This window comes from Paractinoplanes globisporus DSM 43857 (assembly GCF_000379645.1).
Classification (GTDB): domain Bacteria; phylum Actinomycetota; class Actinomycetes; order Mycobacteriales; family Micromonosporaceae; genus Actinoplanes; species Actinoplanes globisporus.
Genome location: NZ_KB903350.1, coordinates 229,541 through 255,908 on the forward strand (window position 1 = coordinate 229,541; position 26,368 = coordinate 255,908).

A 26,368-nucleotide genomic window follows, 5' to 3' on the forward strand; every position below is an offset into this window, starting at 1 on the left:
GTACTATACAAATGTCTTATACGTTTGTATAGAAGTTAGGATCGTCACCGTGGGCCACAAGGAAGATCTGCTGGTCGGGGCCAAGCGAGCCCTGCTGGAACGGGGCTACGCGCGCACCACGGCGCGCGACATCGTGGCGCTTTCCGGCACCAACCTCGGCTCGATCGGCTACCACTACGGCTCGACCGAGGCGCTGATGACGGCGGCGATGCTCAGCGCGATGGAGGACTGGGGCGACCGGATCGGCCTCGCACTGACCGGCCCGGGCGCTCCGGGCGAGGACCCGTTGATCGGCTTCTGGCGGCGCGTGCTCGGCTCGCTCGCCGAGGACCGGGCGCTCTGGATGGCCAGCGTCGAGGTGATGGTTCAGGCCGAGCACAACCCCCAGCTGCGCGAACAGCTCGCGGACGGGATCCAGCAGGGCCGCCGCGGCATGGCCTCGCTGATCACCGGCCGCCCGGAGGACGAGCTCGACGACGAGACCGTGCGCACCCTGGGCGCGGTGCAGATGGCGATGATGTCCGGCGTGCTCATCCAGTGGTTCACCGACCCGGCGACCGCGCCCACCCCCGAGCAGATCGTCGCCGGGATCAGAGCGCTGGCGGAGAGGGCCACGCCTTCGCCAGCATGACCCTGGTGTCGGTCAGCACCTGCGGCAACACCTTGGTGCGCCCGATCAGCGTGACGAAGTTGGCGTCGCCGCCCCACCGCGGCAGCACGTGCTGGTGCAGGTGGGCCGCTATGCCCGCGCCCGCCACCGCCCCCTGGTTCATGCCGAGGTTGAAGCCGTGCGGGCTGCTCACCGACCGGATCACCCGCATCGCCGTACGCGTGAAGGCCGAAAGCTCGGCCGTCTCCTCCTCGGTGATGTCGGTGTAGTCGGCAACGTGCCGGTAGGGGCAGATCAACAGGTGCCCCGGGTTGTACGGATAGAGGTTGAGCACCGCGTAGACCAACTCGCCGCGGGCCACCACCAGGCTCTCCGGCTCGGGCAGGCCGGGCGCGAGGCAGAACGGGCAGCCGGACGGTTTCGCGTATCCCCCGGGCGGGGCGTCCTCGCCGGTCAGGTACGCCATCCGGTGCGGCGTCCAGAGCCGCTCCAGCCCGTCGGGCTCCCCGGTCTCCGTCACAGAAGGCAGCCTATGCCAACGCGGCGGCGAGCCAGGGCGGGAGCGCCTCGCGGGCCGAGAGCCACGGCGCGGGAATGCCGTCCATCCCGGTGTGGGCGGCCACGATCCCGCCGGCGATCGCGCAGGTCGTGTCCACGTCGCCGCCGGCCGAGACGCAGGCCTCGATCGCGCCGGGATAGTCGTCGAGGAAGCGATCGGCCACCCAGACCGCGAACGGGACCGTGTCGCGGGCCATCGCCGCCGAGCCGTTGCCCAGCTCGTACGCGGCCTCGGCCACGTCGCGGAGGTGGGTCGCGCGCAGCAACCCCTCGCGGACCCGCCCGTCGGGGGTGTGCGCCGCGACCGCCCGTAGCAGCCCCGGCCGGTGCCCGTCGAGCCGGCCGGCTGCCGCCAGCGCCGCCGCGACCGCGACCGCCACCCCGCCGGCCAGACCCTCGGCGTGAGCGTGGGTCACCTCGGCCGCACGGGCGCCCTGCGCGGCCGCCCGCCGGAGTGAATCGGCGTGCCAGGCGCCCAGCGGCGCGGCCCGCATCGCCGCGCCGTTGCCGAGCGATCCGGCGCCGTCGAAGGCCGCCGCGGACGCGATCGGCCACGGCAGACCCTCGCGGATGGCACGCAGCATGACGACCGCGCCGGGACCGTAGCCCCGATACGGATCGTGATGGCGGGCGAGCAGGTCGGCGAAGGCGTCGCGGTCGAGCTCGCCCTCGTCGAGGATGGCGACCAGACAGCACGCCTGCTCGGTGTCGTCGGTCCACTCCCACGGGCCCGGCGGCAGGTCGGCGAAGTCGACGGGCCGTACGAAATGCTGCGCTCCGAGGGCATCGCCGACACTGAGACCGGCCAGGCTCTCGAGGGCCAGGGCCAGTCGTGTACCGGGGAAAAGCGTGAATGACATCGGCACATCGGATGGTATTCCACTACCGAACGTGATCGAAGGGTGTCCCTGAATCACCGGTTAGGCGCGGCTTGCCGTTGGCAGTACGGTCTCTGCATGGCCACGGTGTTGCTCGTCGAGGACGATCACGTCGTGCGTGGCGCCATGCTCCGCTCGCTCACCGATCGGGGCCACGCTGTGCACGCGGTCGGCACGGCGCTCGACGCGTTGCGGCGGGTCGCCGCCGAGACTCCCGACCTCGTGGTGCTCGATCTCGGACTGCCCGATCTGGACGGTTCGGACGCTTTGCGCATGTTACGCGGCATCACCGACGTACCGATCATCATCGCCACCGCGCGCGACGACGAGCAGACGGTCGTCCGGTTGCTGCGGGCCGGCGCCGACGACTACATGGTCAAGCCGTTCACCGGCGCCCACCTCGACGCGCGGATCACCACGGTGCTGCGCCGGGTGGGCCGCGCCAGCCGCACCGCCCAGCCGGCCGTGCACGAGGTCGGCGAGCTGCGGGTGGACGTGGGCGAGCGCAGCGCCAGCCTCGGCGACCAGTCGCTGGCCCTGACCCGTAAAGAATTCGATCTACTGGCATATTTGGCAGCGCGTCCGGGCCGAGTGGTCTCCCGTCGTGAGCTGTTGGAGGAGGTATGGCGACAGCCATCGGTCGGCGAGGACCAGACGATCGACGTTCATCTGTACTGGCTACGCCGGAAACTGGGCGAATCCGCGGCGAAGCCTCGCTACCTGCGCACCGTGCGGGGGGTCGGATTCCGGTTGGTGGCGCCGGACTGAGGTCCCGGCTGGCGGCCATGAGCGCCGTCACCACCGCCGTCGCCGCACTGGCGTTTCTCATCCCGCTCGGCTGGGAACTGCGCTCCGACCACCGTGACCAGGTCATGTCCGCGGCCGAGCGGCGCAGCGCCACGATCGCGGGCGCGGTCGCCGCGGGCGCCGACAAGAAGGGTCTGGCCGCTGCGGTCGCCGCGGCCGGGGGCCGGGCCGTGGTCCATCCGCCGGGCGACGTGTCGTCGACCCGGGCGGGCGCGGCCGAGGTGCGACTGACGGCCACGAGCGGCGCCATCCGCGAGGTGGGCGTTCCCGATGGTCTCGTACGCCTGGAGCCCGTGACCGTCGGCGGCAAGACGTCCGTGGTCGAGGTGTTCGTGCCGGCGGCCGACCTGGCCGGCAACACCACCCGCAACTGGCTGCTGCTGCTCGGCATCGCGCTGGGCCTGGTCGGCGGCTCGGTCTTCGTGGTCGACCGGCTGGCCCGCGGCGCGGTCAACTCGGCGCGCAACCTCGTCCACGCGGCCCTCGCGGTCGGCGACGGCGACCTCGGCGTCCGCATCCAGCCGTCCGGCCCGCGGGAGCTGGCCGAGGCCGGGTACGCGTTCAACCGCATGGCCGACCGCCTCGTCAGCAACCGCACCGACGAGCGGGAACTGGTCGCCGACCTGTCGCACCGGCTGCGCACCCCGCTGACCGCTTTGCGCCTCGACGCCGAGGCCCTCGACCCCGACGACACCCAGGTCGGCATGTTCGACCAGGAGGAACTCGACCGGCGGCGCGGTATCCGGCGCATCCGGCAGGCGATCGTGACGCTGGAGGGCGAGGTCAACCAGCTGATCAACACGACCCGCCAGGCCGTCGCGGCCCAGGTGGCGAACGCTCCCGAGGAGGGCCTGTGCGACGCCTCCGAAGTGGTCCGTGAGCGGATGACCTTCTGGTCGGCGCTGGCCGCCGACCAGAACCGGCAGTACCGCGTGATCGGCGCTCATCTCCGTATCCCGGTTCCGGTCGGCCGGGCCGAACTGGCTGCCGCGCTCGATGCCGTTTTGGGTAATGTGTTCCGGTACACCCCCCAAGGAACCGCGTTCGAGGTGGGCATCTCCCGGCGTGACGGCTGGGTTGCCGTCCGCGTCGACGACGCGGGGCCCGGTATCCCCGACCCGGAGAGGGCGATGCAGCGTGGCCAGAGCAACCAGGGCTCGACCGGTCTCGGTCTCGACATCGCCCGCCGCGCGGCGCAGGCCGCGGGCGGCTCGGTCAGCCTCGACCGCGCCGCGATGGGTGGCGCGAGCGTGGTGATGCTGCTGTCCGACGCCGATGCCACCCCCAAGCAGGCGAGCCGGTTCGGCCTGGTCGGGCGCCTGGCCCGGGAACGCGGCAACCGCCCCGGGAGGCCCGAGTGAACGTCGCTCCGGGCGGTGCAACAGTTGCTTAGATCTGCATTAAAGAGGTTTCGCCGGCTCGCCCGGAGTGGAATGGTTCCCCCCGATCCCATCCGGCTTCCCGGTTCGGACCCCGCACATCGTCCCCGCGCAGCGAACCGGCGAAGCTCACACGCGGTGAGAGGCGGTAATCCCATATCCGCCTCCCACCGCGCTCCCGCCAGGCAAGGAGAGGACTTGTCCACCCACCGCCGGCCGGTCGTCGCGCCGCGCGCACATCGCCGGGTGGAACGCCCCGGCACGGCCGCGCGCCCGTGGACGCACCGGCTGCTGCCGGTCGGCCTGGGCCTGGCCGTGCTCGGCGTGGGCGGCGTCGTCGGTCCCAGCGTGGTCGAGGAGGTCTCCGGCGGCGGCTCGCAGCAGCTCGAGCTGGCCGCCCTGCCCGCCGACAACCCGGGCCAGGGACTGGTCTACGAGGGACTCTCGGCGGCCAAGGCCGACGCGATCTGTGCCGGTACGTACCAATTGGACGACCAGACCTGCACGCACGGCCCCGACCCGGCCCCGGCCGGCCTCGCGGTCCGCCGCGACGTCACCCCGGTCACGGCGAAAGCGCCCGAGCCGGTGCAGCCCACCCTGGAATCGGCCGCGGTGCCGACCGACGCCGAGATCGCCCGGGACGAGGGCGGCAGCGCGCTGACCGCGGACGCGCCGGCGTTGATCCCCGACGCCGCGCCCGGCGAGGCCGACTTCATCATGGGCGCGCAGAACGTCGCCTGCGAGTCCGACGGGCGCAGCGGCAAGCGGGTCCAGGTGCTCTACCTGCACGAGTTCGGCACCCCGTCGCGGTACACCGACTTCCTCGGCTCGATCCGCACGTGGTCGGCCGGCGTCGACCAGATCTTCGACGAGAGCGCCGGCGAGACCGGCGGATCGCGGCACATCCGCTTCGTCACCACCCCGCAGTGCCGGGTCGACGTCGCCGAGGTGCAGCTGCCGCCCGAGGCGCTGGACACGTTCGCCAAGAGCGTGCGGGCGTTGCAGGCGCTCGGCTACAACCGGAACGACCGCAAGTACTTGATGTTCGCCGACGCCAACGTCTACTGCGGCATCGCGACCTACATCGCCGACACCCGGGCCGGCCTGGGCAACCGCAACAACGGCGGTCCGTCGTACGGCCGGGTCGACTCGGGCTGCTGGAGCTCGGTGATGGCGGCCCGGGAACTCACCCAGACGCTGGGCGCGGTGCTGATCGGCTCGCCGAACGCGAGCGGTGCGGGCGGCTGCCTCGACGAGTACGACCTGCTCTGCGGCGAGGACCGCTCCGGCAAGCCGGTGCGCGACGTCTGCCCCAAGAAGCACGAGACGCGTCTCGACTGCGGCCACGACGACTACTTCAGCACCAACCCCAAGCCGGGCAGCTGGCTCGCCAAGAACTGGAACATCGCCACCAGCGAGTTCCTGCTGCGCAGCGACGGCGGCGACGACGTACCGGACGCGGTCGGCGCACCCTCGGACACCGCGACGGAGGCGCCCACCGAGGCACCGTCGGTCGCGCCGAGCGTGAGCGTGCCCCCCGCCCCCGGCCCCGGCGGCGTCGCGGACGGCGGCGGCGACGCGCCCCCGGCCCCGGGCGACGGCCCGGCACCGGGCAACGGAAATGGCAACGGAAATGGCAACGGCAACGGCCCGGCGAACGGGAACGGCGCCGGGCCGCCGGTCTCCACCTCTCCGTCGACCGAGCCGGTCGGCCACACGGCCAAGCCGATCGTCACCCGGCCGGTGACGGCCCAGGCCGTCCAGGCGGTGCTCGAGATCCGCGACGCCACGAGCAGCTCGGTCCGGCTCACCTGGAGCGCGGCCTCACCCACCGCCACGTACGAGGTCTGGGTCGGCAACTCGCCGATCGCCACCACCAAGGCCACCCGGGCCCGGCTCATCGGCCTCCGGCCGGACGCGACCTACCAGGTGACGATCAAGACGGGCAGCACGTACGCGGCGAAGGCCACGGCCGAGACCGCGCCCGCCGCCCGGCCCGCCCAGAACACGTGGTTCACCCTGACCAACGCGCTGACCGGCGGCGCCGCCGACCTGTACGCGGCCCGTACCGCCAACGGGACTCCGCTGACCCTGGCCGGCACCGACGGCGACGCGCAGCAGCAGTGGCAGCTGGTGCCGGCCGGCACCGGCAGCTACTCGCTCGTCTCGCGCGCCACCGGCAAGTGCGTGGTGCCGCTCAACGGCAACCCGGTCGCCGGGACGCCCCTGGTGCAGGGCGACTGCGGCACCGACGACGGAGCCCGCTGGCAGTTGCAGGCCTCGCCGTTCGGATTCACTCTGCGCACCACGGTCGGCGACCTGGTCGCCGGCGTAGGACAGCAACGCTTCGGCGCGCACCGGGTGCTGGTGCTCCAGAACGGCAACGGTCAGCGCCACCAGAGCTGGACGGCGGTACCCGACTGACGGGAGGCGACGATGCCTGAGACGCTCACCAAACCCTTGGCCGAGCCCGACGAGGGCCCGGCCCGGTTCAACAAGCGGCGCCTGGTGCGCTGGATCGCGATCCTCACGATCGGCATCATCGTGGTGCTCGCGGTGTGGCAGGAACCGCTCTACGCGCGGTTCTGATAGGCGTCGATCTCGGCGATCAGAGCTTCCTTGCCGGCCGGGTCGAGGAAGCTCTGCCGCACTGCGCCCCGGGCCAGCTCGGCCACGCCCGCGTCGTCGAGGTCCAGCAGGCGGGCGGCGACCGCGTACTCCTCCTCGATCGTGGTGCCGAACATCGGCGGGTCGTCGGAGTTGATGCTCACCTGAACGCCGGCGCCGACCAGCACGGCCAGCGGGTGCTCCTCGATCGAGGCGACCGCCCGGGTGCGTACGTTGGAGGTCGGTGAGATCTCCAGCGGGATCCCGTGCTCGGCCAGGTACGCCATCAGCTCCGGGTCCTGCGCGGCGGAGATGCCGTGCCCGATCCGCTCGGCGTCCAGGTCGCGCACGGCCGACCAGATCGTCTCGGGCCCGGTGGTCTCGCCGGCGTGCGGCGCGCTGTGCAGCCCGGCCGCCCGCGCCTGGTCGAAGTACGGCTTGAACTGTGGCCGCGGCACGCCGACCTCGGGCCCGCCGAGGCCGAAACTGATCAGTCCGTCCGGTCGCTCCTCGAGGGCGACCCGCAGCGTCTCCTCGGCGGCGGGCAGGCCGGCCTCGCCCGGGATGTCGAAGCACCAGCGCAGCTCGATGCCGAAGTCGCGCCGCGCGCCGCGCCGGGCGTCCTCGATCGCCTCGCAGAACGCCTTCGCCGCGATGCCCCGCTTCACGCTCGAGTACGGCGTGACGGTCAGCTCGGCGTACCGGACCTGCTGGCGGGCCAGCTCGCGGGCCACCTCGTAGGTCAGCGTCCGCACGTCCTCGTCGTCGCGGATCAGGTCGACGACGGACAGGTACACCTCGATGAAGTGCGCGAAGTCGCGGAACGCGAAGTAGTCGGCCAGCGCGGCCGGATCGGCCGGCACCGGCGACCGGCCCTCGTGGCGGGCGGCCAGCTCGGCCACGATCCGCGGCGAGGCCGAGCCGACGTGGTGCACGTGCAGCTCTACTTTCGGCAGCCCGGCAATGAACGAGGTCACGCGGGGTTTTCCTTTCGTCAGGACGCGGTCCGCGCCACCACGAAGACGCGGCGGAACGGGAACGCGACGTGCCCGTGTGCCGCCGGGTAGGCGGCGGTCAGTTCCCGCTCCAGGTCGGCGCGGAACGACTCCCACGCATTCTCGTCCAGCGCGGCCTTGACGGGCCGCAACGCCGTGCCCTCCATCCACCGCAGAACGGGGTGTGCCTCGCCACTCTCGGGCAGCAGGTGCAGGTACGTCGTCTCCCACGCGTCGACCTCGGCCCTGGCCGCCATCAGCAGGCCGGCATAGCCGGTCGGGTCGTCGACCGGAGCCTCCCGGGTCACGTGGGCCACGCCGTACTCCGCCGCCACCTGCCGCAGCAGGCGGTGCGAGGGGCCGTCGAAGTTGCCCGGCACCTGCATGGCGAGCCAGGCGCCGGGCGGCAGCTCGGCGGCCCAGCGGGCGAGCAGCTCGCGGTGCCCGTCGACCCACTGCAGGGTGGCGTTGGTGACCAGCACGTCGACGTCGGCGCCGGGCTTCCAGTCGCGGACGTCGCCGAGCTGGAACCAGGCCGGCCCGCCGTGCGCGACGGCCTTGTCGATCATCTCGGGGGACGAGTCGACGCCGGTGACCCGCGCCTGCGGCCAGCGCTCGGCCAGGGTCAGGGTGAGCTCACCGGGGCCGCAGCCGAGATCGACGACGGCGCGCGGCCGGTCGGCGTCGATGCGGGCGGTCAGATCGAAGAAGGGCCGGGAGCGCTCGGCCCCGAAGCGGCGGTAGACGGTCGGATCCCACATGGTCAACCTTCCTGCACTGTCTTCCAAACCGTACGTACGTCTTGCTGGACGATAGCAGAGGGAGCGGTAGGGTCGGGCCGTGGAAAATCGCACCTTCTCGAGGCTGGGCCGCACGGTCGGCGTCATCGGTCTCGGCGCCTGGCAGCTGGGCGCCGACTGGGGTGACGTCAGCGAGGCCGACGCGCACGCCACCCTGCAGGCCGCGGTCGACGCCGGGGTCACCTTCATCGACACCGCCGACGTCTACGGCGACGGACGCAGCGAGCAGATCATCGGCTCGTTCATCAAAGACAAACCTCAGCTCACGGTCGCCACCAAGATGGGGCGCCGCGTTGAGCAGGTCCCGGCGAACTACACGCTCGACAACTTCCGCCGCTGGACCGACCGGTCCCGCGCCAACCTCGGCGTGGAGACGCTCGACCTGGTGCAGCTGCACTGCCCGCCGACGCCGGTCTACTCCACCGGCGAGGTCTACGACGCGCTCGACACCCTCGTCGAGGAGAAGCGCATCAAGGCGTACGGCGTGAGCGTCGAGAAGGTCGAGGAGGCGCTGGCCGCCATCGCCCGCCCGGGCACCGCGAGCATCCAGATCATCCTCAACGCGTTCCGGCTCAAGCCGCTCGAGCGGGTGCTGCCGGCCGCCGCCGAGGCCGGCATCGGGATCATCGCCCGGGTGCCGCTCGCCAGTGGCCTGCTCTCGGGCAAGTACGACGAGCACACCACCTTCCCGGCCAACGACCACCGAAACTTCAACCGCCACGGCGAGAGTTTCGACGTGGGCGAGACGTTCGCCGGGGTCGACTACGAGACCGGCCTCGAGGCGGTCCGCCGGCTGCGCCCTCTGGTTCCCTCCGGCGCCACCATGGCCCAGTTCGCGCTCCGCTGGATCCTCGACCAGTCCGGCGTCACCGTGGTCATCCCGGGCGCCCGCAACCCCGAGCAGGCCCGGGCCAACGCGGCCGCCGCCGATGTGGCGCCACTGCCGCCCGAGACTCTCGCCGCGGTGAAGGCGCTTTACGACGAACTGATTCGTCCGGCGGTGCATGACAAATGGTGAACGAACCGGCATCACCCCCGCGACTCAAAGGGTGGTTGCTCATGACGATCGGGCTTCTCGCGATCGTCGTCGGTGCGCTGTGGACAGTCCAAGGACTTGACATTCTCAGCGACAGCAAGATGAGCGGCAAACAAACCTGGGCATTCGTCGGTGTCGGTGTTGCCGTGTTCGGCCTGATCCTGGCAGTGATCGGCGAACGTGTCCGATCTCGATCCAAAAGAAAAGTAGAAAGCTAAAGGAAAGCCCCGCACTCTCCAACGAGAGTGCGGGGCTTGTCTCGATCCGAAGCCGATCTCCGCCAGGCGATCGGCGGCCGGTCACGAAGGACCGGCGTGTTTGGCTCAGAGCGGGCGAACCTGCTCCGCCTGCGGGCCCTTCTGGCCCTGGGCGATCTCGAACTCGACCCGCTGGTTCTCCTCCAGAGTGCGGTAGCCGCTCATCTGGATGGCCGAGAAGTGGACGAACACGTCAGCACCCCCGCCGTCGACGGTGATGAAGCCGAAGCCCTTGTCCGCGTTGAACCACTTCACGGTTCCTTGCGCCATGCTGAACTCTCCCTCTGAAAATGCCGGCCCTGCTGAAGCCCGGGCCGATGACCGTTTTCGAGCAGCGGCGCCGTGAGGCGGCCCTTCCAGAGGACGTCCCATCCGTTGCGACCATCCCGCGGTCTTGGCGGAAGCAGCGAACCACATACGCAAAAACTGGGCACACTGTACCCGAGAAGGGGCCGGAAAAGCTGCCCCTGAAGCGAATCGAATAAACGCCTGGCTATACGGAAAAGGCCCCCCACTTCGCTCTCGCGATGTGGGAGGCCCGTGCAGCTCAGGGGCGCCTTAGTCGGGCCATTGGCCGGTCAGTTTGCGCACCGTCGAAGCGCCGCCTCGATCGACGGCCGCCTTCACGAGAGCGAAGATCGCACCTTGTAGCGCGGCGGCCGCGAGTATCTCCCCCCAGCCGCGGTCCTCATCGGTCGCGTTCGGTGCGTCGTCGTCTCCGGAAACCGCCTTCCAGATCTCCTTGAACGCATATCCGGCCACCGCCCCGGCGGCCGCGCCGAGCAACAGACCCACCGGCTTGTACGCGATCTTGGACATCCTGCTCAACGTCGCCTCCCCCGTACCACCAGGATGATCCCCACCACCGCGACGATGCCCGCCGCCACCAGAGCGATCGGCACCTGGTTGGCCACCACCGCCTCGCGGGCCCGCTGCCTGCTCTGCTCGAGCTGGCCGAGCGCGCGCGACTTGACGTCGGCCTTGGCCGTGAGGGCCTGCACCGTCTCGCCCAGCTCCGCGCGGGTCAGCTTGATCTCGGCCCGCAGTTCCGCGATGGTCGGTTTCGGCGCCGGCGCCGCCGTATCGCCCGTCTGCTCACTCATTCGGCTCCGCTCCTCGACCGGTCCTGACCGCCTGCTTGACCTCGTCGACGTCGAGCTTGACGCTCTCGATCGCCGCCTTCGGTTCCGGCGGCACCGCCTTGGTCACCTGAATCTTGCCGAACAGCGCCAAGAGCCCGGCCACCAGGAACAAGGCTACGGTCCAGATCAGCGCGGCCAGCCAGAGCGGCAGGAACAGGCTGAACACGATGATCAGTGTGGCGATCGCGGCACCCACGCCGTAGAACACGAACACCCCGCCGGCGCCGAACAGCCCGATGCCGATGCCGGCGTGCTTGCCTTTCTCGGCGAGCTCGGCCTTGGCCAGCGCTATCTCGTCGCGGACCAGGCGTGAGATCTGCTCGCTGGCGGTCTGCACGAGCTCGGCCGTGGACTGCTCCGCGACCGGTCTCTTGCCGTTCAGGACGTCGGCCATCGTGACCCCCCTTTCCCCTACCCAGGGTTTATGCCCTGATCAACTGTGAGTCAATCCTCTTGCTTAAAACCCGGCAAAGCGCTCGCCGCCGTGTCACCATCCGGGCCGCCGAAGCGGGCGCCTCGCTCCTCGGCGTCGCGCCCGCCGCTGAAGACCTGGGCATCGTTGGAGGGTTCCGACCGGGGCGGCGGGGACAAGCGGGCCGGCGTGGGCTCGGCGGATTCCAGGTCGGCGCGCAGCCGCGGCAGGGCGTCCGGCTGATGCTGCCAGACGTACGCGACCAGGCGCTCACGCACCAGGCAGCGCAGGTCCCACAGGGCCGCCGCGTCGGCCGCGCTCACCAGCGCGCGCAGCCGGACGTTCCCGCCCACCGCGTCCGTCACCTGCAGCACGCAGACCCGCCCGTCCCAGAGGCTGGATCCCTCGCAGACCGCGCGGAGCTCGGCCCGCAGCGCCTCGATGTCGGTCGAGAAGTCCACGTCCAGCTCGGCGGTGCCCAGCACGGCCGATCCCGTACGCGTCCAGTTCTGGAACGGCTTGGTGGTGAAGTACGAGGTCGGCAGGAGCAGCCGGCGATCGTCCCAGATCTGCACGGCCACGTAGGTGAGCGTGATCTCCTCGATCCGGCCCCATTCCCCCTCGACGACGACCACGTCGTCGACCCGGACGGCGTCGCTGAACGCCAGCTGCACTCCGGCGAACACGTTGCCGAGCGTGCTCTGCGCGGCCAATGCCGCGATCACCGAGACCAGGCCGGCCGAGGCCAGCACGCTCGCGCCCAGCGCCCGGATGTCGGGGAAGGTCATCAGCACCACGCCGAGCGTGAGCACGACGATCGCGGCGACCGTGACCCGGCGCAGGATCACCACCTGGGTCTTGAGACGGCGGCGCTTCAGGTTGTCGGGGACGTCGGTGCGCCAGCGGGCCAGCGCCGCGTCCTCCAGCACCAGCACCAGCGCGGCGACCAGCCAGGCGAACGCCGCGATGAACAGGATCACCAGCAGGTGCAGCAGCGGGCCGCGGCCCGGGAAGTCACCGGCCTGCCAGCGGACCGCCTGCTGGACCGCGAACAGGGTGACCGTGGCCAAGAACGGGCGGTGCGCGGTGCGGGCCAGGTCGGCGGCGAGCTCCGAGCGGCGGCCGAGCCGAGTCGTCATCCAGTGCAGGATCTCGACGAGCACGATCGCGGCGCCGGCCGTGGCCACGACGGTCAGGATTCCGATCATCAGGTGGCGCATCGTGCTCTCCTCTCCACGGGACGGGCCGGACAACCCTTCCGCGTGGAGAGTAGAGAGGACTCAGACTTTCCGGTACCGGGCCTGGGCGAAGCAGTAGATGCCGAACGCGGCGATCCCGAGCCCGATCAGCGCCAGCAGCCACACACCCCACGGGTGGCCGGCGAGCGTCTTGAGGGCCGCGTCGAGGCCGCGGGCCTTGTCCGGCTCGGAGGTGACGGCCGCGGCGACGACCAGCACACCGGCGATGGCGTACGCGACGCCCTTGGCCGTGTACCCGGCCATCCCGAGGCGGATCGTGGACTTTCGCACCGACGCGGCCATCTGCTGCGTGTTCAGGTGCTTCACGAACTTCTTGCGCGCCCCGTACACGAAGATGCCGATTCCGACGCCGATGACCACCAGGCCGATGAAGCCGACCAGCCAGCGGCCGCCCTGATGCGCCATGATGCCCGCCGACTTGCTCTGCTGGCTGTCCGCCATCGACGCCTTCGCGCCGCGCAGGACGTTTACCGCGTACCAGGCCAGCCAGAGATAGAGGATCGCGCGAACGCCGGAGATGACCCGCTCGGCGATCGCCGTCTTGGTGCGCGGGCCGCTCTCGCCGATGATCGCCTCGAACGCCTGCCAGATCGCGAGCCCGACCATGCCGATAGCGATCAGGACCAGCAGCACCTCGCCGAATCCGTTGCCGGCCAGGGACTGCAGGGCGCCGGACTGGTCGCTCTCGTGGCCGGACCCGCGGAAGGCGACCTGGAACGCGATCCAGGCGAACAGCAGATGGATGATGCCGTAACCGACAAAACCCGCCCTGGCCACGAACTCCAGCGGCTTGCTGTCGGCGGCTCGGGAGGCGGTGTGTTTGACTTGCGAGGTCGCGGAGGACATGCCCCCTCATTGACCGGGGCCGACCTCCGGCAAACCTCAGTTACGTGACACCTGGAAACTGACGGTGCTGTCGGTGACGCTGTCGAGTGACACCTGCAGGCCCGCGACCTGCGCCGCCTGCTGCCCCTTGGTGAGCGTGACCTGCTCCCCCGCGACGTCGAGAGTCACCGTGTTCGAGTCGGCGCTGACGAATTTCGCCTCGACGCCGAGGACGCTCGCGCTCGCGTTCACCTCGCGGTCGATGGTCACCGTGCACTGGTCGATGCCGCAGCTGACGTTGTCACTACTGCAGCCGGCGAGCAACGCGAGGCCGAGGGTGGCGGAGCTGAGTGCGGCGGCGACGCGCCGGGTGGGCTTGAGCACCATTCGAGGGTACGAGGTCAGAGCCACCCTAAAGTGAAAGTCGTGAGCGACTACGAGGTGCAGGACAACACGGCCAACCATCGCTTCGAGCTGCTGGTCGACGGGGCGGTCGCCGGCCTCGCCATGTACCGTCACCGCGGCGACGACATCGTCGTGGTCACGCACAGCGAGGTGAACCCGCAGTTCCGGGGCCGCGGCCTCGGCAACGAACTGGCGCAGCGGACGCTCGAGCTGATCCGCTCCCGCGGCCAGAAGGTCGTCCCGATCTGCCCGTTCTTCGCCCGCTACGTCGAGGAACACCCCGAGTACGACGACATCGTCGTCGCCTGACCTCGGCCGCGGCAGTCACCTGTCAGGCTGCAAGCGGCGCCGGCACCGGGCTACCCGCGATGACCTCAGCCGCGGCCAGTCCGCAGGCGCGGGTCGCGCCGTGGGTGGCGATGTGCACCCCGCCGATGACCCTGACCGGCACGCCCATCTCGACGACGATCGCGTCCGGGCGTGCCTCGAGCACCCGGGCCAGCGCCGTTGCCAGCCACGGGTGCCGGTGCACGTCCCGGGCGACCAGCACGAGGGCGCGGCCCTGCGCGCCGGCCAGCACCGGGGCAGCCGGATCGGCGAGACCTTCCAGGTCGTCGGCCGTGAGTCGCAGCGAGGTGGTGCCGGGCAGCAGGTCGTCGAGGGGCGCGCCGACGCCCCACGGGGTCTCGGCGCCGATCGCGATGTTGCGCGGCGGCGCGAACTCGACCACGTGAGCCGGCCGATCGATCGGCAGCCGAGCGGCGCCATCGGTCACCGTCACCTTCACCGCCCGCCGCGCCGCCTCGAAGCCGACCGCCGAGCCCTTCACCTTCACCTTCGCCCCGTTCACCGCAGAACCGTTCGCCCCAGAACCGTTCGCCCCAGAACCGTTCGTCGCGGAAACGTTCGCCGCGCGAACGTTCGCCGCGGAACCGTTCGGCGCGGAAACGTTCGCCGCGGAAGCGTTCGGCGCGGAAACGTTCGGCGCGAAAACGTTCGGCGCGGAAACGTTCGGCGCAGAAACGTTCGGCGTAGAAACGTTTGGGGCGGAAACGTTCGGCGTGGAAACGTTTGGGGTGGAGGCGTTTGCTGGCGCGCCGTGGGGGGACGGCAGGGCCGTCAGGTCGCCGTTCAGGCGGGCCGCGTCGGCTATCGCGCGGGCACCGGTTCGGGTTTGTGCGCGGGTTGCCCACGCGCCCAGGTCGCGCACGCGGCGGGCGGCGTCTACCAGGCGTTCCTCCTTGAGGTCGCCGGTGCGGACCGCCTCGACGATCGCGTCGCGCAGGAGGATCGCGGTCTGCTCGTCGGCGTGGTCGCCGCCCACGCAGATCGCGTCTACGCCGGCCGCGAGCGCTCGGACAGTCGCGCCGGCAAGGCCGTAGCGGCGCCGGACGCCTTGCATCTCGATGCCGTCGGTGACGATCAGGCCGTCGAAGCCGAGCTCGTCGCGGAGCAGGTCGGTCATGATCTTGCGGCTCAGGGTGGCGGGCCACTCGTCGTCGTACGCGGGGACGAGCAGGTGCCCGGTCATCACGGACTGGACGCCCGCCTCGATCGCGGCGCGAAAGGGCAGCAGTTCGCACGCCTCCAGCCCGGCCCGATCGCGGTCGATCAGCGGCACCTCGTGGTGCGAGTCGACGCTGGTGTCGCCGTGACCCGGGAAATGCTTCGCACAGGCGGCGACTCCGGCGTCCTGCAGGCCACGGATGAAAGCGCCCGAGTGGCGCGCCACCAACCGCGGCTCGGCGCCGAAAGCGCGTACGCCGATCACGGGGTTGTCGGGGTTGCTGTTGACGTCGGTGTCCGGGGCGTAGTCCAGGGTGATCCCGGCCGCGGCCAGCTCGGCGCCCAGATCGCGGGCGACCGCCTCGGTCAGCTCCGGATCGTCGATCGCGCCCAGCGCCAGATTGCCGGGGCGGGAGCTGCCGTCGCGCGACTCGAAGCGGGTGACGTCGCCGGCCTCCTCGTCGATCGCGACGATCACGTCGGGGCGCTCGGCCCGCAGCTGGGCGGTGAGCGCGGCCACCTGGGCCGGCGACTCGACATTGCGGGCGAACAGGGCGACACCCCCGAGCCCCTCGGCCAGCCAGCGGCGGACCCAGTCCGGCGCGCTCGTCCCGACAAAGCCCGGCTGGAGCACCGTCGCGGCCAGCTCCGGCAGTTCCTGGTTGGGCATGGGCCCCCGTACCTCCGCGTCGTCGCGCGCTCATGGGAGCGCGCCCCCCGGTTGTGCGGACCTATGGTCACACCCGGCCACCGATTTAGTCAACAAACCTTTCTATTAGCCGGGTCTCGATACGATGCCCTCGTGCCCACTGAACTGGCCGCGACCTCGGGCGTCGACTGGTCGCAGATCCACGCCGTACGGCTGCTCGGCGTCGCCCTCGCCGCGCTGTTCCTCCTCTGGGCGATCCGCCGGATGTTCGGCGGGAAGAAATAGGCGTTTGCTTGTCACATCGGCGGGGCACAATGGCCGCGCCATGAACCTCTTCCATCGCTCACGCCTGCGCAGGGTCGCCCAGCAACACTTCGGGTGGCCCTCGTTACGCCCGGGCCAGTTCCGGCCGATGCGCGCGGTGCTGCGCCGGCGCGACGCGCTGGTCATCCTGCCCACCGGGGCCGGCAAATCGGCCATTTACCAGGTGCCGGCGGTGCTGCTGCCCGGCCCCACGATCGTCATCTCCCCGCTGCTCGCCCTGCAGCAGGACCAGATCGCCGCGCTGAACGAGCGCGACGATCCGCTGACCCGCGCCGTGCGGGTCAGCTCGGCCGAGACGCCGAACCAGCAGCGCGCGGCCCTCGAGGAGATCCGTTCCGGGCGGGCCGAGTTCCTGTTCATCACGCCCGAGCAGCTGAGCGACCCCGCGCGGCTCGCCGAGATCCGCGCGCTCAAGCCGGGACTGGTGGCTGTCGACGAGGCGCATTGCATCTCGGCGTGGGGCCACGACTTCCGCCCCGACTATCTCGCCCTCGGCGGCATGATCAAGGAGATGGGCCGCCCGCCGGTCCTGGCGCTGACGGCCACCGCCTCACCACCGGTGCGCGAGGACATCATCTCCCGGCTCGGCCTGCGAAAGCCCGAGGTGCACGTCTCCGGGCTGGACCGGCCGAACCTGTTCCTCGAGGTGGCGCACTGCCCCGACGAGGACTACCGCTGGCGCCGGCTCACCAAGCTGATCGACTCGGTCGAGCGCCCCGGCATCATCTACGTCGCGACCCGCCGGGCCGCCGAGGAGTTGTCGGGCCGGCTGGTCGCGGCCGGGTACAACGCGGCGTTCTATCACGGCGGCATGGCCGGCGGACCGCGCGAGCAGCGGCAGGAGGACTTCGCGTCGGACAAGGTGGACATCATGGTGGCCACCTCGGCGTTCGGCATGGGCATCGACAAGGCCAACATCCGCTGGGTGGCGCATGTGGCCCTGCCCGACTCGCCGGACAGCTACTTCCAGGAGATCGGCCGCTCCGGGCGCGACGGCGGACCGGCCCACGCCATGCTGCTGTGGCGGGCCGAGGACGAGGCGATCCAGCGCTTCTTCACCGGCGGCGCGCCGGACGAGGCGGAACTGCGCTCGCTGGCCGCGGCGCTGCGCTCGGGCCCGATGACCAAGACCGCGCTCAAGGACAAGACCGGCCTGGGCCCGCGCAAGGTCGGCGCCTACCTCGCCCTGCTCGAGGAGGCCGGCGCCGCCGTCCCCGGCGCCGGCAACAAGATGACGGTCCCGCTCTTCGCCCCGCTTCCGGCGGCCGCGGCGGTCGCCGCCCTCCAGGCGTATGAGCGTCAGCAGGTCGTCACCCGCTCCCGGACCGACATGATGCGCGGCTTCGCCCAGGCCCGCGGCTGCCGCACCCAGGTTCTGCTCTCCTACTTCGGCGAGCGGCTGGCCCGGCGCTGCGGCCACTGCGACAACTGCGTGAACGGCGTGACCGAGCCCGCGGTGTCACCGAAATCCGCACCGTTCGCCGTGCACAGCCGGGTCCGGCATCAGGAGTGGGGCATCGGCATGGTGATGGGCTACGAGGAGGACCGTATGACCGTCCTTTTCGACGACGTCGGCTACAAGACCCTCTCGGTCCCGGTCGTCGTCGAGAACTCGCTGCTCACGGCGCCGTAGGTCACCAGTCGCCGGCGATGACCGCGACGTCGGCACGGCGGAGTGGTCCCGTCTCCGCCTGCCGACGCCGCCGGGCGACGAGTACGCCGCCCATCCCGGCCAGGCCGCGACCAGCAGGACGGCCACTGCCCACCTCATCGCTGAGCCCGGCGGAACGACCTTCAAGATGTCACGTCGCGGGCTCGACCGTCGGCTATTTCGCCAGGTCAGGGCCCTCTTGAGTGACGGCCGGGCGCGGGCGGCGCACAGGGCGTCGCCGAGGCTTTCGCCGACGCTGGTACGTTGCGTTTCGCCAGCCGCAAGTCGGTGATCTTCGACGCGGGTCGGGGTAGTAGGGGGCGAGGCTCGCATCGGCGCGGGCCTTCGATTGCCGAGATGTGAGGACGATGTCGTGAGCGACGAACCGCTGTACTCGAAGCTGGGCTTCACCGACGCCGAGTGGGGGCTGCTGGTCGGCCTGCCGCAGTCGGTGCTGACGGCGGCGAGCGCCGCCACGCCCGACAGCGCCCGCAAGACCCGGGCCGAGAACGAGGCCGGCCGCGACGTGATCTCCGACGCCCGTACGTCCGCGAGCCCGCTGGTCGCGGCCGTCGCCGCGGCCCTGGTCTCCGAGGTGGGCGACCCCGAGCTGGGCGAGGAGGCCGCGGTGATCGAGCCCGGAGACCCCATCGCGTACGCCGAGGACGTCCTCGAGCGGGTCGCCGAGGCGAACGCGCTGCTCACCGCCAAGGCCGACCAGGCCGACGCCGAGACCTACAAGCACTGGGTCATCGAGATCGCCGAGAGCGCCGTCGGCGCCGCGTCGACCGGCGGAGTTCTCGGCATCGGCGGCGAGCAGGTGACCGACTCCGAGCGGGCGTTCCGCGACGAGCTGGCCAAGGCCCTGGCCGACTGACCCCGGCCCGGGCCATCCTGGTCGGGTGGGTCTCGACGAGTACGCGCAGGTGCGACCGTCTTTAGCGCTGCGCCCCTTCGTCGGGTTCTACTCCGGGTACCGCCAGGCCGGAATCGCGCCGGCCCGGCACCGGGGGCTGCCCTCGCCGTACCTGACGCTGATCTTCACGATGGACGATCCGCTGGAGGTGGCGGTCCATCCCGATCCGCGGCAGCGCCCGGGTCGCTACGACGCGCTGATCGGCGGGCTGCACCTCACCCCCGCGGTGATCACGCATCCGGGCCGGCAGTCGGGGGTCCAGGTCGCGCTGCGTCCGCTCGGGTGCCGCGCCCTCTTCGGGCTGCCCGCCGCCGAGCTGGTCGGCGCCGACCTGCACGCGTCCGACGTCCTCGGTGACCCATGGGTAGCCGAGGTGCGCGAACGCCTGCTGTCGGCGCCCGATTGGCCGTCCCGCTTCGCCGCGGTCGACAACGCCCTGCGCCGCCGCCTGCACGACAACCCACCCCAGATCAAACCCGAGATTGTGTACGCCTGCAGCCGCCTGCTGGACGACCCTGTAGCCACCGCCGCAACGATCATCGAACGCCACCCGCTCGCCGGGGGTGGCGGCGCGGTCGGGCCGAGCGGCGGCGCGGTCGCGGACGTCGCGGCGGAGGTTGGCTGGAGCGCGCGTTATCTCACCGACCGGTTCCGGGCCGAGGTGGGACTGCGACCCAAGGAGGCCGCGCGGGTGGCCCGGTTCGATCGGGCGCGACGGGCGCTGAAACCCGGCACCCGGCTGGCCGATGTCGCCGCCGTGCACGGCTTTGCCGATCAGTCTCATCTCGTGCGGGAGTTCCACGCCTTCGCCGGCTGTTCGCCGACGGCGTGGCTGGCCGACGAGCTCGACCTCATCGAGAGCCTGCGCCACCTGTAGTTCGGTTTTGTCCAAGCCACCGCGGGCCGGACGGGGCGACGATCGGGGCATGACCGATGAGAAGACTCCGCCACCGCAGGTGTGGCCCACGCTGCGGGCGAACGACGCCCGCGCCCTGATCAAGTTCCTCGTGGAGGCGTTCGGCTTCGAGGAGACCGTCGTCTACGGCGAGGGGGATCGGGTCGATCACGCCCAGCTCAGCTGGCCGCTTGGCGGCGGCATCATGCTCGGCTCCGCCAACCGCGGCCCCGACGACCAGTGGGCGCTCCCGCCCGGCACGTTCGGGGCCTACGTGGTCGCCGACGACGTCGAGGCCCTCCACGACCGCGCGGCGAAGGCCGGCGCCCAGATCGTCCGGCCGCTTCAGAACACTGATTACGGCTCGCACGAATTTGCCGCCCGCGATCCCGAGGGCAATCTGTGGTCGTTCGGCACCTATCGGGGGGAGCCGCGGGCTGGGTCGTAGGGCCCGACGCCGGCTGTCTGACGCGCAGGGTTCTCGCTCGGTGGGGCCGGACGGGTCAGACGTGGCTCAGGCGGGTGGGGTGGTCCTGGGCTGGCGGTTGGCGTAGCAGGGCGAGGGTGCGGGCTGCGGCGGCGACGATGGCGGCGATGGCCAGGGCCGTCGCCGTGTCGGCGATCAGGGGCGCCTCCAGGGGACTGATGCGGGCGGCGGACTCGATGACCGCTAGCAGGCAGAGGGTGGCGTAGCCGGAGACGGCCAGGGCGACCGTGTGCAGGCGGGAGCGCTCGGACAGGGGGGTGCGGGCCAGCAGCCACGCGAGCAGGGGCAGGGCCAGCACGCCGTGCATGGGCACGAAGTGGGCCGGTTTCCACTGGGCGCCGACCGCGTACGCCGCTACCTGGTCGCCGCGGGCCACATCCAGGACCGCGGTCACCACCATGATGGCGCCGATCAGGAGGGCCGTGTCCAGGGCCAGGAAGCCTGCCCGCAGGGCCAGGCGCATCGAGGGCGCCACGCCGGGGAGGGGGCGCAGGGTCGCTACCGTCAGCGCGACTATGACCAGGATGATGACTCCCCCGCCGGCGGCCAGGACTCGGGAGACGAGGGTGTCGAAGGGGGTCTCCATGTTGAAGTGGGAGGGGACTCGGCGCCACGCCTGCAGGGTGATCAGGGCGACCTCGACCACGGCGGCCGCGGCGAAGACACCGAGCAGGAGGCGGCGGGAGCGGGCGCGCAGCGGGACGTAGGACGACACCCAGGCCAGCGTGATCAGAGTCAGGCCGAAGGAGAGGCCGAACGTCGCCGGCTTGCGCCAGGAGACCGGGCCCTCCCAGGTGTCGCCCGAGGTGATCAGCACGGCGGCGTGGAAGAGGCCGCTGGCCACCAGGGCCGCCCCGAGGTAGTAGCTGATCCGCTCGATGCGACGGGGGCCCGCGGCCGGCGACTCGTCGGGGGGCGGACCCAGCATGGGCGCGTCGGACGGATGCGGCGGGTCCGGCGCGGGCGCATGCGAGGTGGACGGCGTGGGCGCGTGCGGGGCAGTCGGCGTGGGCGCCGGCGGGGTGGCGTTGTGCGACATGAGGGGGATCCTTCCGGACGAGGAGCGGGCGCGCGTCGGACGACGGGCGTACACCGTTCTACGACGTGGGTATGACAAGAACCGTCAATCCCGCCGGAGCAGCCCCTGTTCGAAGGCCGCCGCCACCGCCGCCGCCCGATCGCGGACACCCAATTTCGCGTACGCGTGAAGAAGGTGGGTCTTGACCGTCGCCTCGCTGATGAAAAGCAGCGAGGCCGCCTCCCGGTTGCTGTTCCCGCGGGCGATGAGCGTGAGCACCTCGATCTCGCGGGCGCTGAGCGGCTCCTTGACCGGCGAGCGCAGCGTCCCCATGAGACGCCCGGCGACGGCCGGCGAGAGCACCGACTCCCCCCGGTACGCCGCGGTGACCGCCCGGAACAACTCGTCGCGCGGGGTGTCCTTGAGCAGGTAGCCGGTCGCCCCGGCCTTGATCGCGGGCAGCACGTCACGGTCCGTGTCGTACGTCGTCAGCACCAGCACGCGCGCGGTCGAGCCCTGTTCACGGAGCGCGCGGATCGTGGTGACCCCGTCCATCTCGGGCATGCGCAGGTCCATGAGCACGACGTCGGGCGAGACCGAGGAGGCGACCGCCAGCGCCTCGCGACCGTTGCCGGCCTCGCCCAGCACCGCGAAGCGATCGTCGCCGGCGAACATCCCGCGCAGGCCGTCCCGTACGACCGGATGGTCATCGACGATGAGCAGCCCGATCATGCCGCCGCCCCCAGCCCGAGAGCCGGCACGCAGGCCGAGACCGCTGTCCCGGCGCCGGGCTCCGACTCCACGGCGAGCGTCCCGGCGACGCGCAGCACCCGTTCCCGCATGGCGCTGAGGCCGTAGGACGAGGCATCCGGCGACGCCGAGGGATCAAACCCGACCCCGTCATCCCGTACGTCGAGCGTCACCACATCCTCCATGTACGACAATGTCAGGAAAACTCGGGTGGCCTGAGCGTGCCGGGCAACGTTCGCGAGCGCCTCCTGCGCGGTCCGCAGCAGCGTGGTCTCGATCTCGGGCAGCAGCGGCCTCGGCGCCCCGGTGGTGATCAGCGACGCGGTGACCTCGTGCAGGCCGGACCACGTCGACACCACCTCGTCGAGCGCGTCGGGCAGGGCCGCCGCGTCCAGCGGCTGCGGCCGCAGCGCCTGCACCGACCGTCGGGCCTCGGCCAGGCTCTCCCGGGCCAGTTTCCGCGCCGCCTCGACGTGCCGCTCCCAGGCGCCGGGCACGGCCGAGGCCGCCTCGAGCTGGGTGACGATCCCGGTCAGCCCCTGGGCCAGCACGTCGTGGATCTCGCCGGCCATCCGCTGCCGCTCGTCGTGCACCCCGGCCTCGCGGGCCTGCACCAGCAGCTGGGCGTGCAGTCCCGCGTTCTCCTTGAGGGCCGCCGCGAGCTTGGCGTTCGTCTCGGCGAGCTGATGGATCATCTCGACGCGCTTCGCGGACTGCTCGTCGGTCATCGTGGTCAGCATCGTCATGGAGCCGGCGATCACGACGTTGAACACCAGCAGGACCGCGAAGTACCCCCATGCGCCCGGATGAGCGATGACCGGGAAGCCGCCGATCTGGGCGATGGCGTTGGCCACGGCCACCGAGGTGGCGCCGGCCAGCCGGGACAGGCGGCCGCGGAACGCGTACCCGGTGAAGAGGTAGCCCGTCCAGGCGAAGAAACCGAACAGCGGGCTGCACCAGACCAGCAGGTAGATCAGCGCGATGAGCACGACGTAGAAGATCGTCATGCGGCGGTGGTCGTGCTCCCACTGCGGGTGCAGCGCGGTCCACCAGAGCATCCACCCGGTGGTGAAGACCACCAGCCCGGCGATGATCGGGTAGGGCTGGTGGGCCACGTCGAGGGCCGCGCCGATCGGGACGATCGCGGTGGACCAGGCAAGAGCCACGTACGGGACCCACCTCAGCCACCGGTCGAGCCGGCGCCGCGACGAGTCCAGCCGGGCGACCTCCGACATGTCCGACATATCTCAGCTCTCCTCGGGAACCCTACGACCAGCGGAACAGCCGGGCCGCACCGAACCCGAACACCACGAGGTATCCCACCAGCACGGTAGCCGACAGCAGACTCGGCCAATGACCCGTCATCGCCTCGTGCAACGCCCGCTCCCCCGCCCCGAGCGGCGTGAAGTCCCCTACTCGCTGCAGCGCCGCCGGCATCGCCTCGCGCGGCAGCCACAGGCCGGCGAAGAACATCGACGGGAAGAACAGCAGCGTGCCGACCGTGTTGGCGGCCTTGCCCGTGGGCACCACCGCCGAGATGAACATCCCGATCGCGAAGACGCCGAGGGCGGCGAGCAGGAAGGCCAGGACAAAACCCGCAAAATTCGACGGCAGCCGTACGTCGAAAGCGAGGCGAGCCACGGTCAGCGCCAGCGCGCTGGAGACGATCGCCGTGATCAACGCGGCGGCCAGTTGGGCGCCGAGCAGCAGGGACGGCCGGGCCGGAGTGGTGGCGAGCCGCCGCAGAATGCCCTTCTCCCGGTACAGAGCCAGCACGGACGGCGTCACCTGCAGGCCGAGCATCGCCAGGGTCAGCGTCACGGCGATCCCGGCGTACAGGTCGATCACCCGCGCACCGCCGATGTCCGGGTTCGCCTCCCGGAAGGACGGGATGCTCCCGAGGATCACCACGAGGATCGTCGGGAAGAGCAGCGAGAAGAACGTCGGCACCGGCTCGCGGAACAGCAGCTTCAGCTCGCTGACGGTCAGTTTGGTGAACATGTCAGTCCCTTCCCACGAGCCGGACGAACGCCTCGTCCAGGTTCGCCTGCTCGATGCGCAGGTCGTTGGCGATGATCTGGTGGGCGGCCAGCACCGAGGTGACGGCCTGCAGCAGGTTGCCGGTGCCGACCACCTCGACCTGCGGGCCGTGGTGCAGCACCGCGGTGACCTCGGGCGCGGCCAGCAGGAGCGGGTCGTCGAGCGGCACGGACGGCCGGAACCGGATCCGCTGCTCGGCGCTGAGCGCGTTGACCAGCCCGGCCGGCGAGTCCAGCGCCACGACCTCGCCGTGGTCGATCACAGCGACCCGGTCGCAGAGCCGGGACGCCTCCTCCATGAAGTGGGTGACCAGCACGATCGTGACGCCGGTGTCGCGGATCGACTCGATCAGGTCCCAGGTGTCGCGGCGGGCCTGCGGGTCGAGACCGGTGGTGAGCTCGTCGAGGATCGCGATGCGCGGGCCGCCGATGAGCGCGAGCGCGATCGACAGCCGCTGCTTGCGGCCGCCGGAGAGCTTGCCGTACCGGGCGTTGAGCTGGTCGTCGAGGCCGAGGGTGGCGGCCAGTTGCCGCCAGTCGGCCGGCGACGGATAGAAGGCGCTGTAGAGCTCGAGCGCCTCGCGCACGGTGATCTTGTCTTGGAGCTGGCTCTCCTGGAGCTGCACCCCGACCAGCCGGCGCAGCGCCGGATCGCGGGGCGGACGGCCGAGCACGGTGATCGTGCCGCCGTCGGCGGTGCGCAGGCCCGACACACACTCCGCGGTGGTGGTCTTGCCGGCGCCGTTGGGGCCGAGGATGCCGAAGATCTCGCCGCTCTCGACGGCGAACGAGACATCGCGCACCGCGACCGTTTCCCCGTACTGCTTCCGCAGGTTCTTGACCTCGATGACTGGCATGCATCGAGCGTCGCGTGGATCGTTCCCGGCCGAATCGACCGGCAAGCGAGCCTTCTAGTCCACCAACTGGTGGATGCGGTCCTAAGCCAACGCCTCGGCGCTGCTGTCGCGGCGACGGCCGGCGACGGCCGCGTAGACCGAGCCGACCTGGGCCGCGACCCGCCGCCACGAGTACGCCTGGCGGGCCCGGTCGAGCGCGGCGGTCGCGTACGCGAATCGGCGGACCTTGTCGTTGACCAGCCGCCGCAGCGCCCCGCCGAGCGCCCGGGGATCGCGGGCCGGCACCAGATCGCCGGTCAGACCGTCGACCACCGCCTCGGTCAGCCCGCCCATCGCGCTCCCCACGATCGGCACGCCGCAGGCCATCGCCTCCAGCGCGGACGCCTCGAGCTCCTCCTGCCAGGGCGCGGGCACGTACAGGTCGGCGGAGCGGTACCACCCCGGCATGTCGGCCGCGGGCACCCGGCCCACCAGCCGGAACCGGTCGGCGACGTGCAGCTTGTCGGCGAGCGCGCGCAGGGTGCGGGCGCCCGGGTCGGCCGGCAGTTGCTCGGGCGATGGGCCGCCGACCACCACCACCTCGGCCTCCGGCACCCAGCGCATGGCCTGGACGACGTCGCCGAAGCCCTTGCGCTCGACGAGCTGACCGACCGACAGGATGCGGGGACGCCCCGGGTCGCGCTCGACGGCCGGGCCCTCGGGGGTGAACCGGTCCGAGTTGACCCCGGCCGGCACGACGGTCAGCTGGGTCCGCGGCACGCCGATGCGCACCAGATCCCGTACCTCACCCTGGGTCTGTGCGACCACCTGGTCGACGGCGCGTCCGAGAGCCCGCTCGTAACCGGACCGCGACGGCTTGCCGTCGGTGGACGCCTCGATCGCGCCGAGCTCGTGGAACGACTGCACGACGGGAAGGTCCAGCTGGCGGGCGGCGGTCACTGCGGCCAGGCCACTGGTCCAGAAGTGGGCGTGCACGACGTCGGGCTCCCACCCGCCGTCGCGCCATTTCTCGGTGAGCCGCTGGGCGAACTCCCCCATGTACGGCAGAAGGAGGTCGGGTGGGACGACGCGGAGCGGGCCGGCCGGCACGTGCACGACGCGGATGCCGCCCGGGGTGGTGACCTCTTCGGCCACGGCCGGTTCGTCGCGGCGGGTGTAGACGCGGACCTCGTGGCCGAGCTCGGCGAGCGCGGTGGACAGCTCGGCGACATGGGTCTGCTGGCCGCCGTCACCCAGCGGGCTGGCGTGCTCGGAGATCATCGCGATGCGCACGGCTTCCTCCGGGTCGGGCGACGGTGACGCGGTG

31 protein-coding genes are annotated in these 26,368 nt (G+C 71.3%); 13 read left to right on the forward strand and 18 right to left on the reverse strand.

Features of this window, described 5'->3' with window-relative positions; translation table 11 throughout:
- Nucleotides 1-49 precede the first annotated feature (49 nt).
- Nucleotides 50-631 carry a TetR/AcrR family transcriptional regulator gene (locus A3CQ_RS0145540; protein ID WP_020517650.1) on the forward strand — a complete coding sequence of 194 codons (582 nt, stop codon included), beginning with the start codon at nt 50-52 and terminating at the stop codon, nt 629-631.
- Here the strand turns inward: A3CQ_RS0145540 and A3CQ_RS0145545 are convergent.
- Both A3CQ_RS0145545 and A3CQ_RS0145550 read right to left on the reverse strand, forming a co-directional pair.
- Nucleotides 591-1,076 carry an HIT family protein gene (locus tag A3CQ_RS0145545; protein ID WP_084699509.1) on the reverse strand — a complete coding sequence of 162 codons (486 nt, stop codon included), beginning with the start codon at nt 1,074-1,076 and terminating at the stop codon, nt 591-593. The two genes, A3CQ_RS0145540 and A3CQ_RS0145545, sit on opposite strands and share 41 nt — an antisense overlap.
- Nucleotides 1,077-1,140: 64 nt before the next feature.
- Complete coding sequence (locus A3CQ_RS0145550) at nt 1,141-2,028, reverse strand: ADP-ribosylglycohydrolase family protein (protein WP_020517652.1); 888 nt, start codon at nt 2,026-2,028, stop codon at nt 1,141-1,143.
- 96 nt (nt 2,029-2,124) lie between these two features.
- Here A3CQ_RS0145550 and A3CQ_RS0145555 point away from each other — a divergent pair, with 96 nt between their 5' ends.
- The 4 genes from A3CQ_RS0145555 (at nt 2,125) to A3CQ_RS61905 (ending at nt 6,821) form a co-directional block, all read left to right on the forward strand.
- Complete coding sequence (locus A3CQ_RS0145555; RefSeq protein ID WP_020517653.1) at nt 2,125-2,814, forward strand: response regulator transcription factor; 690 nt, start codon at nt 2,125-2,127, stop codon at nt 2,812-2,814.
- A gap of 17 nt (nt 2,815-2,831) precedes the next feature.
- Nucleotides 2,832-4,214, forward strand: a complete 1,383-nt coding sequence (locus A3CQ_RS0145560; protein WP_020517654.1) for an ATP-binding protein — start codon at nt 2,832-2,834, stop codon at nt 4,212-4,214.
- 216 nt (nt 4,215-4,430) lie between these two features.
- Nucleotides 4,431-6,656 (forward strand): RICIN domain-containing protein, encoded by a 2,226-nt coding sequence (locus A3CQ_RS0145565; protein ID WP_026206920.1) that lies wholly within the window; start codon nt 4,431-4,433, stop codon nt 6,654-6,656.
- 12 nt (nt 6,657-6,668) lie between these two features.
- Nucleotides 6,669-6,821 carry a hypothetical protein gene (locus A3CQ_RS61905; protein WP_169516373.1) on the forward strand — a complete coding sequence of 51 codons (153 nt, stop codon included), beginning with the start codon at nt 6,669-6,671 and terminating at the stop codon, nt 6,819-6,821.
- Here the strand turns inward: A3CQ_RS61905 and A3CQ_RS0145575 are convergent.
- Entirely contained in the window at nt 6,806-7,816 is a 1,011-nt protein-coding gene (locus tag A3CQ_RS0145575) for an adenosine deaminase (protein WP_020517656.1), read from the reverse strand. The genes A3CQ_RS61905 and A3CQ_RS0145575 overlap by 16 nt on opposite strands.
- Before the next feature lie 17 nt (nt 7,817-7,833).
- Entirely contained in the window at nt 7,834-8,595 is a 762-nt protein-coding gene (locus tag A3CQ_RS0145580) for a trans-aconitate 2-methyltransferase (RefSeq protein WP_020517657.1), read from the reverse strand.
- 79 nt (nt 8,596-8,674) lie between these two features.
- Between A3CQ_RS0145580 and A3CQ_RS0145585 the strand changes: the two genes are divergently transcribed.
- Both A3CQ_RS0145585 and A3CQ_RS59900 read left to right on the forward strand, forming a co-directional pair.
- The gene (locus tag A3CQ_RS0145585) at nt 8,675-9,652 is read left to right on the forward strand and encodes an aldo/keto reductase (protein WP_020517658.1); all 978 of its coding nucleotides are present in this window, start codon (nt 8,675-8,677) and stop codon (nt 9,650-9,652) included.
- Nucleotides 9,653-9,693: 41 nt separating this feature from the next.
- The gene (locus A3CQ_RS59900; RefSeq protein ID WP_245577656.1) at nt 9,694-9,888 is read left to right on the forward strand and encodes a hypothetical protein; all 195 of its coding nucleotides are present in this window, start codon (nt 9,694-9,696) and stop codon (nt 9,886-9,888) included.
- 105 nt (nt 9,889-9,993) lie between these two features.
- Here the strand turns inward: A3CQ_RS59900 and A3CQ_RS0145590 are convergent, their stop codons facing one another.
- The 7 genes from A3CQ_RS0145590 to A3CQ_RS0145620 all read right to left on the reverse strand — a co-directional run bounded on the left by A3CQ_RS0145590 (nt 9,994) and on the right by A3CQ_RS0145620 (nt 13,952).
- Nucleotides 9,994-10,197 carry a cold-shock protein gene (locus tag A3CQ_RS0145590; protein WP_020517659.1) on the reverse strand — a complete coding sequence of 68 codons (204 nt, stop codon included), beginning with the start codon at nt 10,195-10,197 and terminating at the stop codon, nt 9,994-9,996.
- 288 nt (nt 10,198-10,485) lie between these two features.
- Nucleotides 10,486-10,746, reverse strand: a complete 261-nt coding sequence (locus tag A3CQ_RS0145595) for a DUF4235 domain-containing protein (protein ID WP_020517660.1) — start codon at nt 10,744-10,746, stop codon at nt 10,486-10,488.
- 5 nt (nt 10,747-10,751) lie between these two features.
- Nucleotides 10,752-11,030, reverse strand: a complete 279-nt coding sequence (locus A3CQ_RS0145600; protein ID WP_020517661.1) for a DUF3618 domain-containing protein — start codon at nt 11,028-11,030, stop codon at nt 10,752-10,754.
- Nucleotides 11,023-11,463, reverse strand: coding sequence for a phage holin family protein (locus A3CQ_RS0145605; protein ID WP_020517662.1), 441 nt, complete (start codon nt 11,461-11,463; stop codon nt 11,023-11,025). Before A3CQ_RS0145605 ends, A3CQ_RS0145600 begins: the two co-directional genes overlap by 8 nt.
- 50 nt (nt 11,464-11,513) lie before the next feature.
- On the reverse strand, nt 11,514-12,701 hold the full coding sequence (locus A3CQ_RS0145610) for a mechanosensitive ion channel family protein (protein ID WP_020517663.1): 1,188 nt from the start codon (nt 12,699-12,701) through the stop codon (nt 11,514-11,516).
- A 60-nt stretch (nt 12,702-12,761) separates the two neighbouring features.
- On the reverse strand, nt 12,762-13,586 hold the full coding sequence (locus A3CQ_RS0145615) for a DUF1206 domain-containing protein (protein ID WP_020517664.1): 825 nt from the start codon (nt 13,584-13,586) through the stop codon (nt 12,762-12,764).
- Between the two features lie 36 nt (nt 13,587-13,622).
- Nucleotides 13,623-13,952 (reverse strand): hypothetical protein, encoded by a 330-nt coding sequence (locus A3CQ_RS0145620; RefSeq protein ID WP_020517665.1) that lies wholly within the window; start codon nt 13,950-13,952, stop codon nt 13,623-13,625.
- A 39-nt stretch (nt 13,953-13,991) separates the two neighbouring features.
- On the opposite strand from A3CQ_RS0145620, the gene A3CQ_RS0145625 reads away from it, so the two are divergent.
- The gene (locus A3CQ_RS0145625; protein ID WP_020517666.1) at nt 13,992-14,279 is read left to right on the forward strand and encodes a GNAT family N-acetyltransferase; all 288 of its coding nucleotides are present in this window, start codon (nt 13,992-13,994) and stop codon (nt 14,277-14,279) included.
- 22 nt (nt 14,280-14,301) lie between these two features.
- On the opposite strand, the gene A3CQ_RS63455 is transcribed toward A3CQ_RS0145625, so the two are convergent.
- Complete coding sequence (locus tag A3CQ_RS63455; RefSeq protein WP_020517667.1) at nt 14,302-16,146, reverse strand: glycoside hydrolase family 3 N-terminal domain-containing protein; 1,845 nt, start codon at nt 16,144-16,146, stop codon at nt 14,302-14,304.
- A gap of 132 nt (nt 16,147-16,278) precedes the next feature.
- Between A3CQ_RS63455 and A3CQ_RS63880 the strand changes: the two genes are divergently transcribed.
- From A3CQ_RS63880 to A3CQ_RS0145655, 5 genes are all read left to right on the forward strand, one after another.
- Nucleotides 16,279-16,410 carry a hypothetical protein gene (locus A3CQ_RS63880; protein WP_020517668.1) on the forward strand — a complete coding sequence of 44 codons (132 nt, stop codon included), beginning with the start codon at nt 16,279-16,281 and terminating at the stop codon, nt 16,408-16,410.
- Nucleotides 16,411-16,450: 40 nt separating this feature from the next.
- Nucleotides 16,451-18,082 carry a RecQ family ATP-dependent DNA helicase gene (locus A3CQ_RS0145640; RefSeq protein WP_026206923.1) on the forward strand — a complete coding sequence of 544 codons (1,632 nt, stop codon included), beginning with the start codon at nt 16,451-16,453 and terminating at the stop codon, nt 18,080-18,082.
- 391 nt (nt 18,083-18,473) lie between these two features.
- Nucleotides 18,474-18,977 (forward strand): hypothetical protein, encoded by a 504-nt coding sequence (locus A3CQ_RS0145645; RefSeq protein ID WP_020517670.1) that lies wholly within the window; start codon nt 18,474-18,476, stop codon nt 18,975-18,977.
- Nucleotides 18,978-19,002: 25 nt separating this feature from the next.
- Nucleotides 19,003-19,893 carry an AraC family transcriptional regulator gene (locus A3CQ_RS0145650; protein ID WP_020517671.1) on the forward strand — a complete coding sequence of 297 codons (891 nt, stop codon included), beginning with the start codon at nt 19,003-19,005 and terminating at the stop codon, nt 19,891-19,893.
- Between the two features lie 49 nt (nt 19,894-19,942).
- Entirely contained in the window at nt 19,943-20,359 is a 417-nt protein-coding gene (locus A3CQ_RS0145655) for a VOC family protein (RefSeq protein WP_020517672.1), read from the forward strand.
- Nucleotides 20,360-20,414: 55 nt separating this feature from the next.
- On the opposite strand, the gene A3CQ_RS56360 is transcribed toward A3CQ_RS0145655, so the two are convergent.
- The 6 genes from A3CQ_RS56360 to A3CQ_RS56365 all read right to left on the reverse strand — a co-directional run bounded on the left by A3CQ_RS56360 (nt 20,415) and on the right by A3CQ_RS56365 (nt 26,334).
- A complete protein-coding gene (locus A3CQ_RS56360) occupies nt 20,415-21,437 on the reverse strand; it encodes a hypothetical protein (RefSeq protein ID WP_020517673.1) in 1,023 nt (340 codons plus the stop codon).
- Between the two features lie 84 nt (nt 21,438-21,521).
- Nucleotides 21,522-22,148, reverse strand: coding sequence for a response regulator (locus A3CQ_RS0145665; RefSeq protein WP_020517674.1), 627 nt, complete (start codon nt 22,146-22,148; stop codon nt 21,522-21,524).
- Nucleotides 22,145-23,410, reverse strand: a complete 1,266-nt coding sequence (locus A3CQ_RS0145670) for a histidine kinase (RefSeq protein ID WP_020517675.1) — start codon at nt 23,408-23,410, stop codon at nt 22,145-22,147. Before A3CQ_RS0145670 ends, A3CQ_RS0145665 begins: the two co-directional genes overlap by 4 nt.
- A 22-nt stretch (nt 23,411-23,432) precedes the next feature.
- Nucleotides 23,433-24,167 carry an ABC transporter permease gene (locus A3CQ_RS0145675; protein ID WP_020517676.1) on the reverse strand — a complete coding sequence of 245 codons (735 nt, stop codon included), beginning with the start codon at nt 24,165-24,167 and terminating at the stop codon, nt 23,433-23,435.
- A gap of 1 nt (nt 24,168) precedes the next feature.
- Complete coding sequence (locus A3CQ_RS0145680) at nt 24,169-25,062, reverse strand: ABC transporter ATP-binding protein (protein ID WP_020517677.1); 894 nt, start codon at nt 25,060-25,062, stop codon at nt 24,169-24,171.
- 81 nt (nt 25,063-25,143) lie between these two features.
- On the reverse strand, nt 25,144-26,334 hold the full coding sequence (locus A3CQ_RS56365) for a glycosyltransferase (RefSeq protein ID WP_040434174.1): 1,191 nt from the start codon (nt 26,332-26,334) through the stop codon (nt 25,144-25,146).
- Nucleotides 26,335-26,368: the final 34 nt, after the last annotated feature.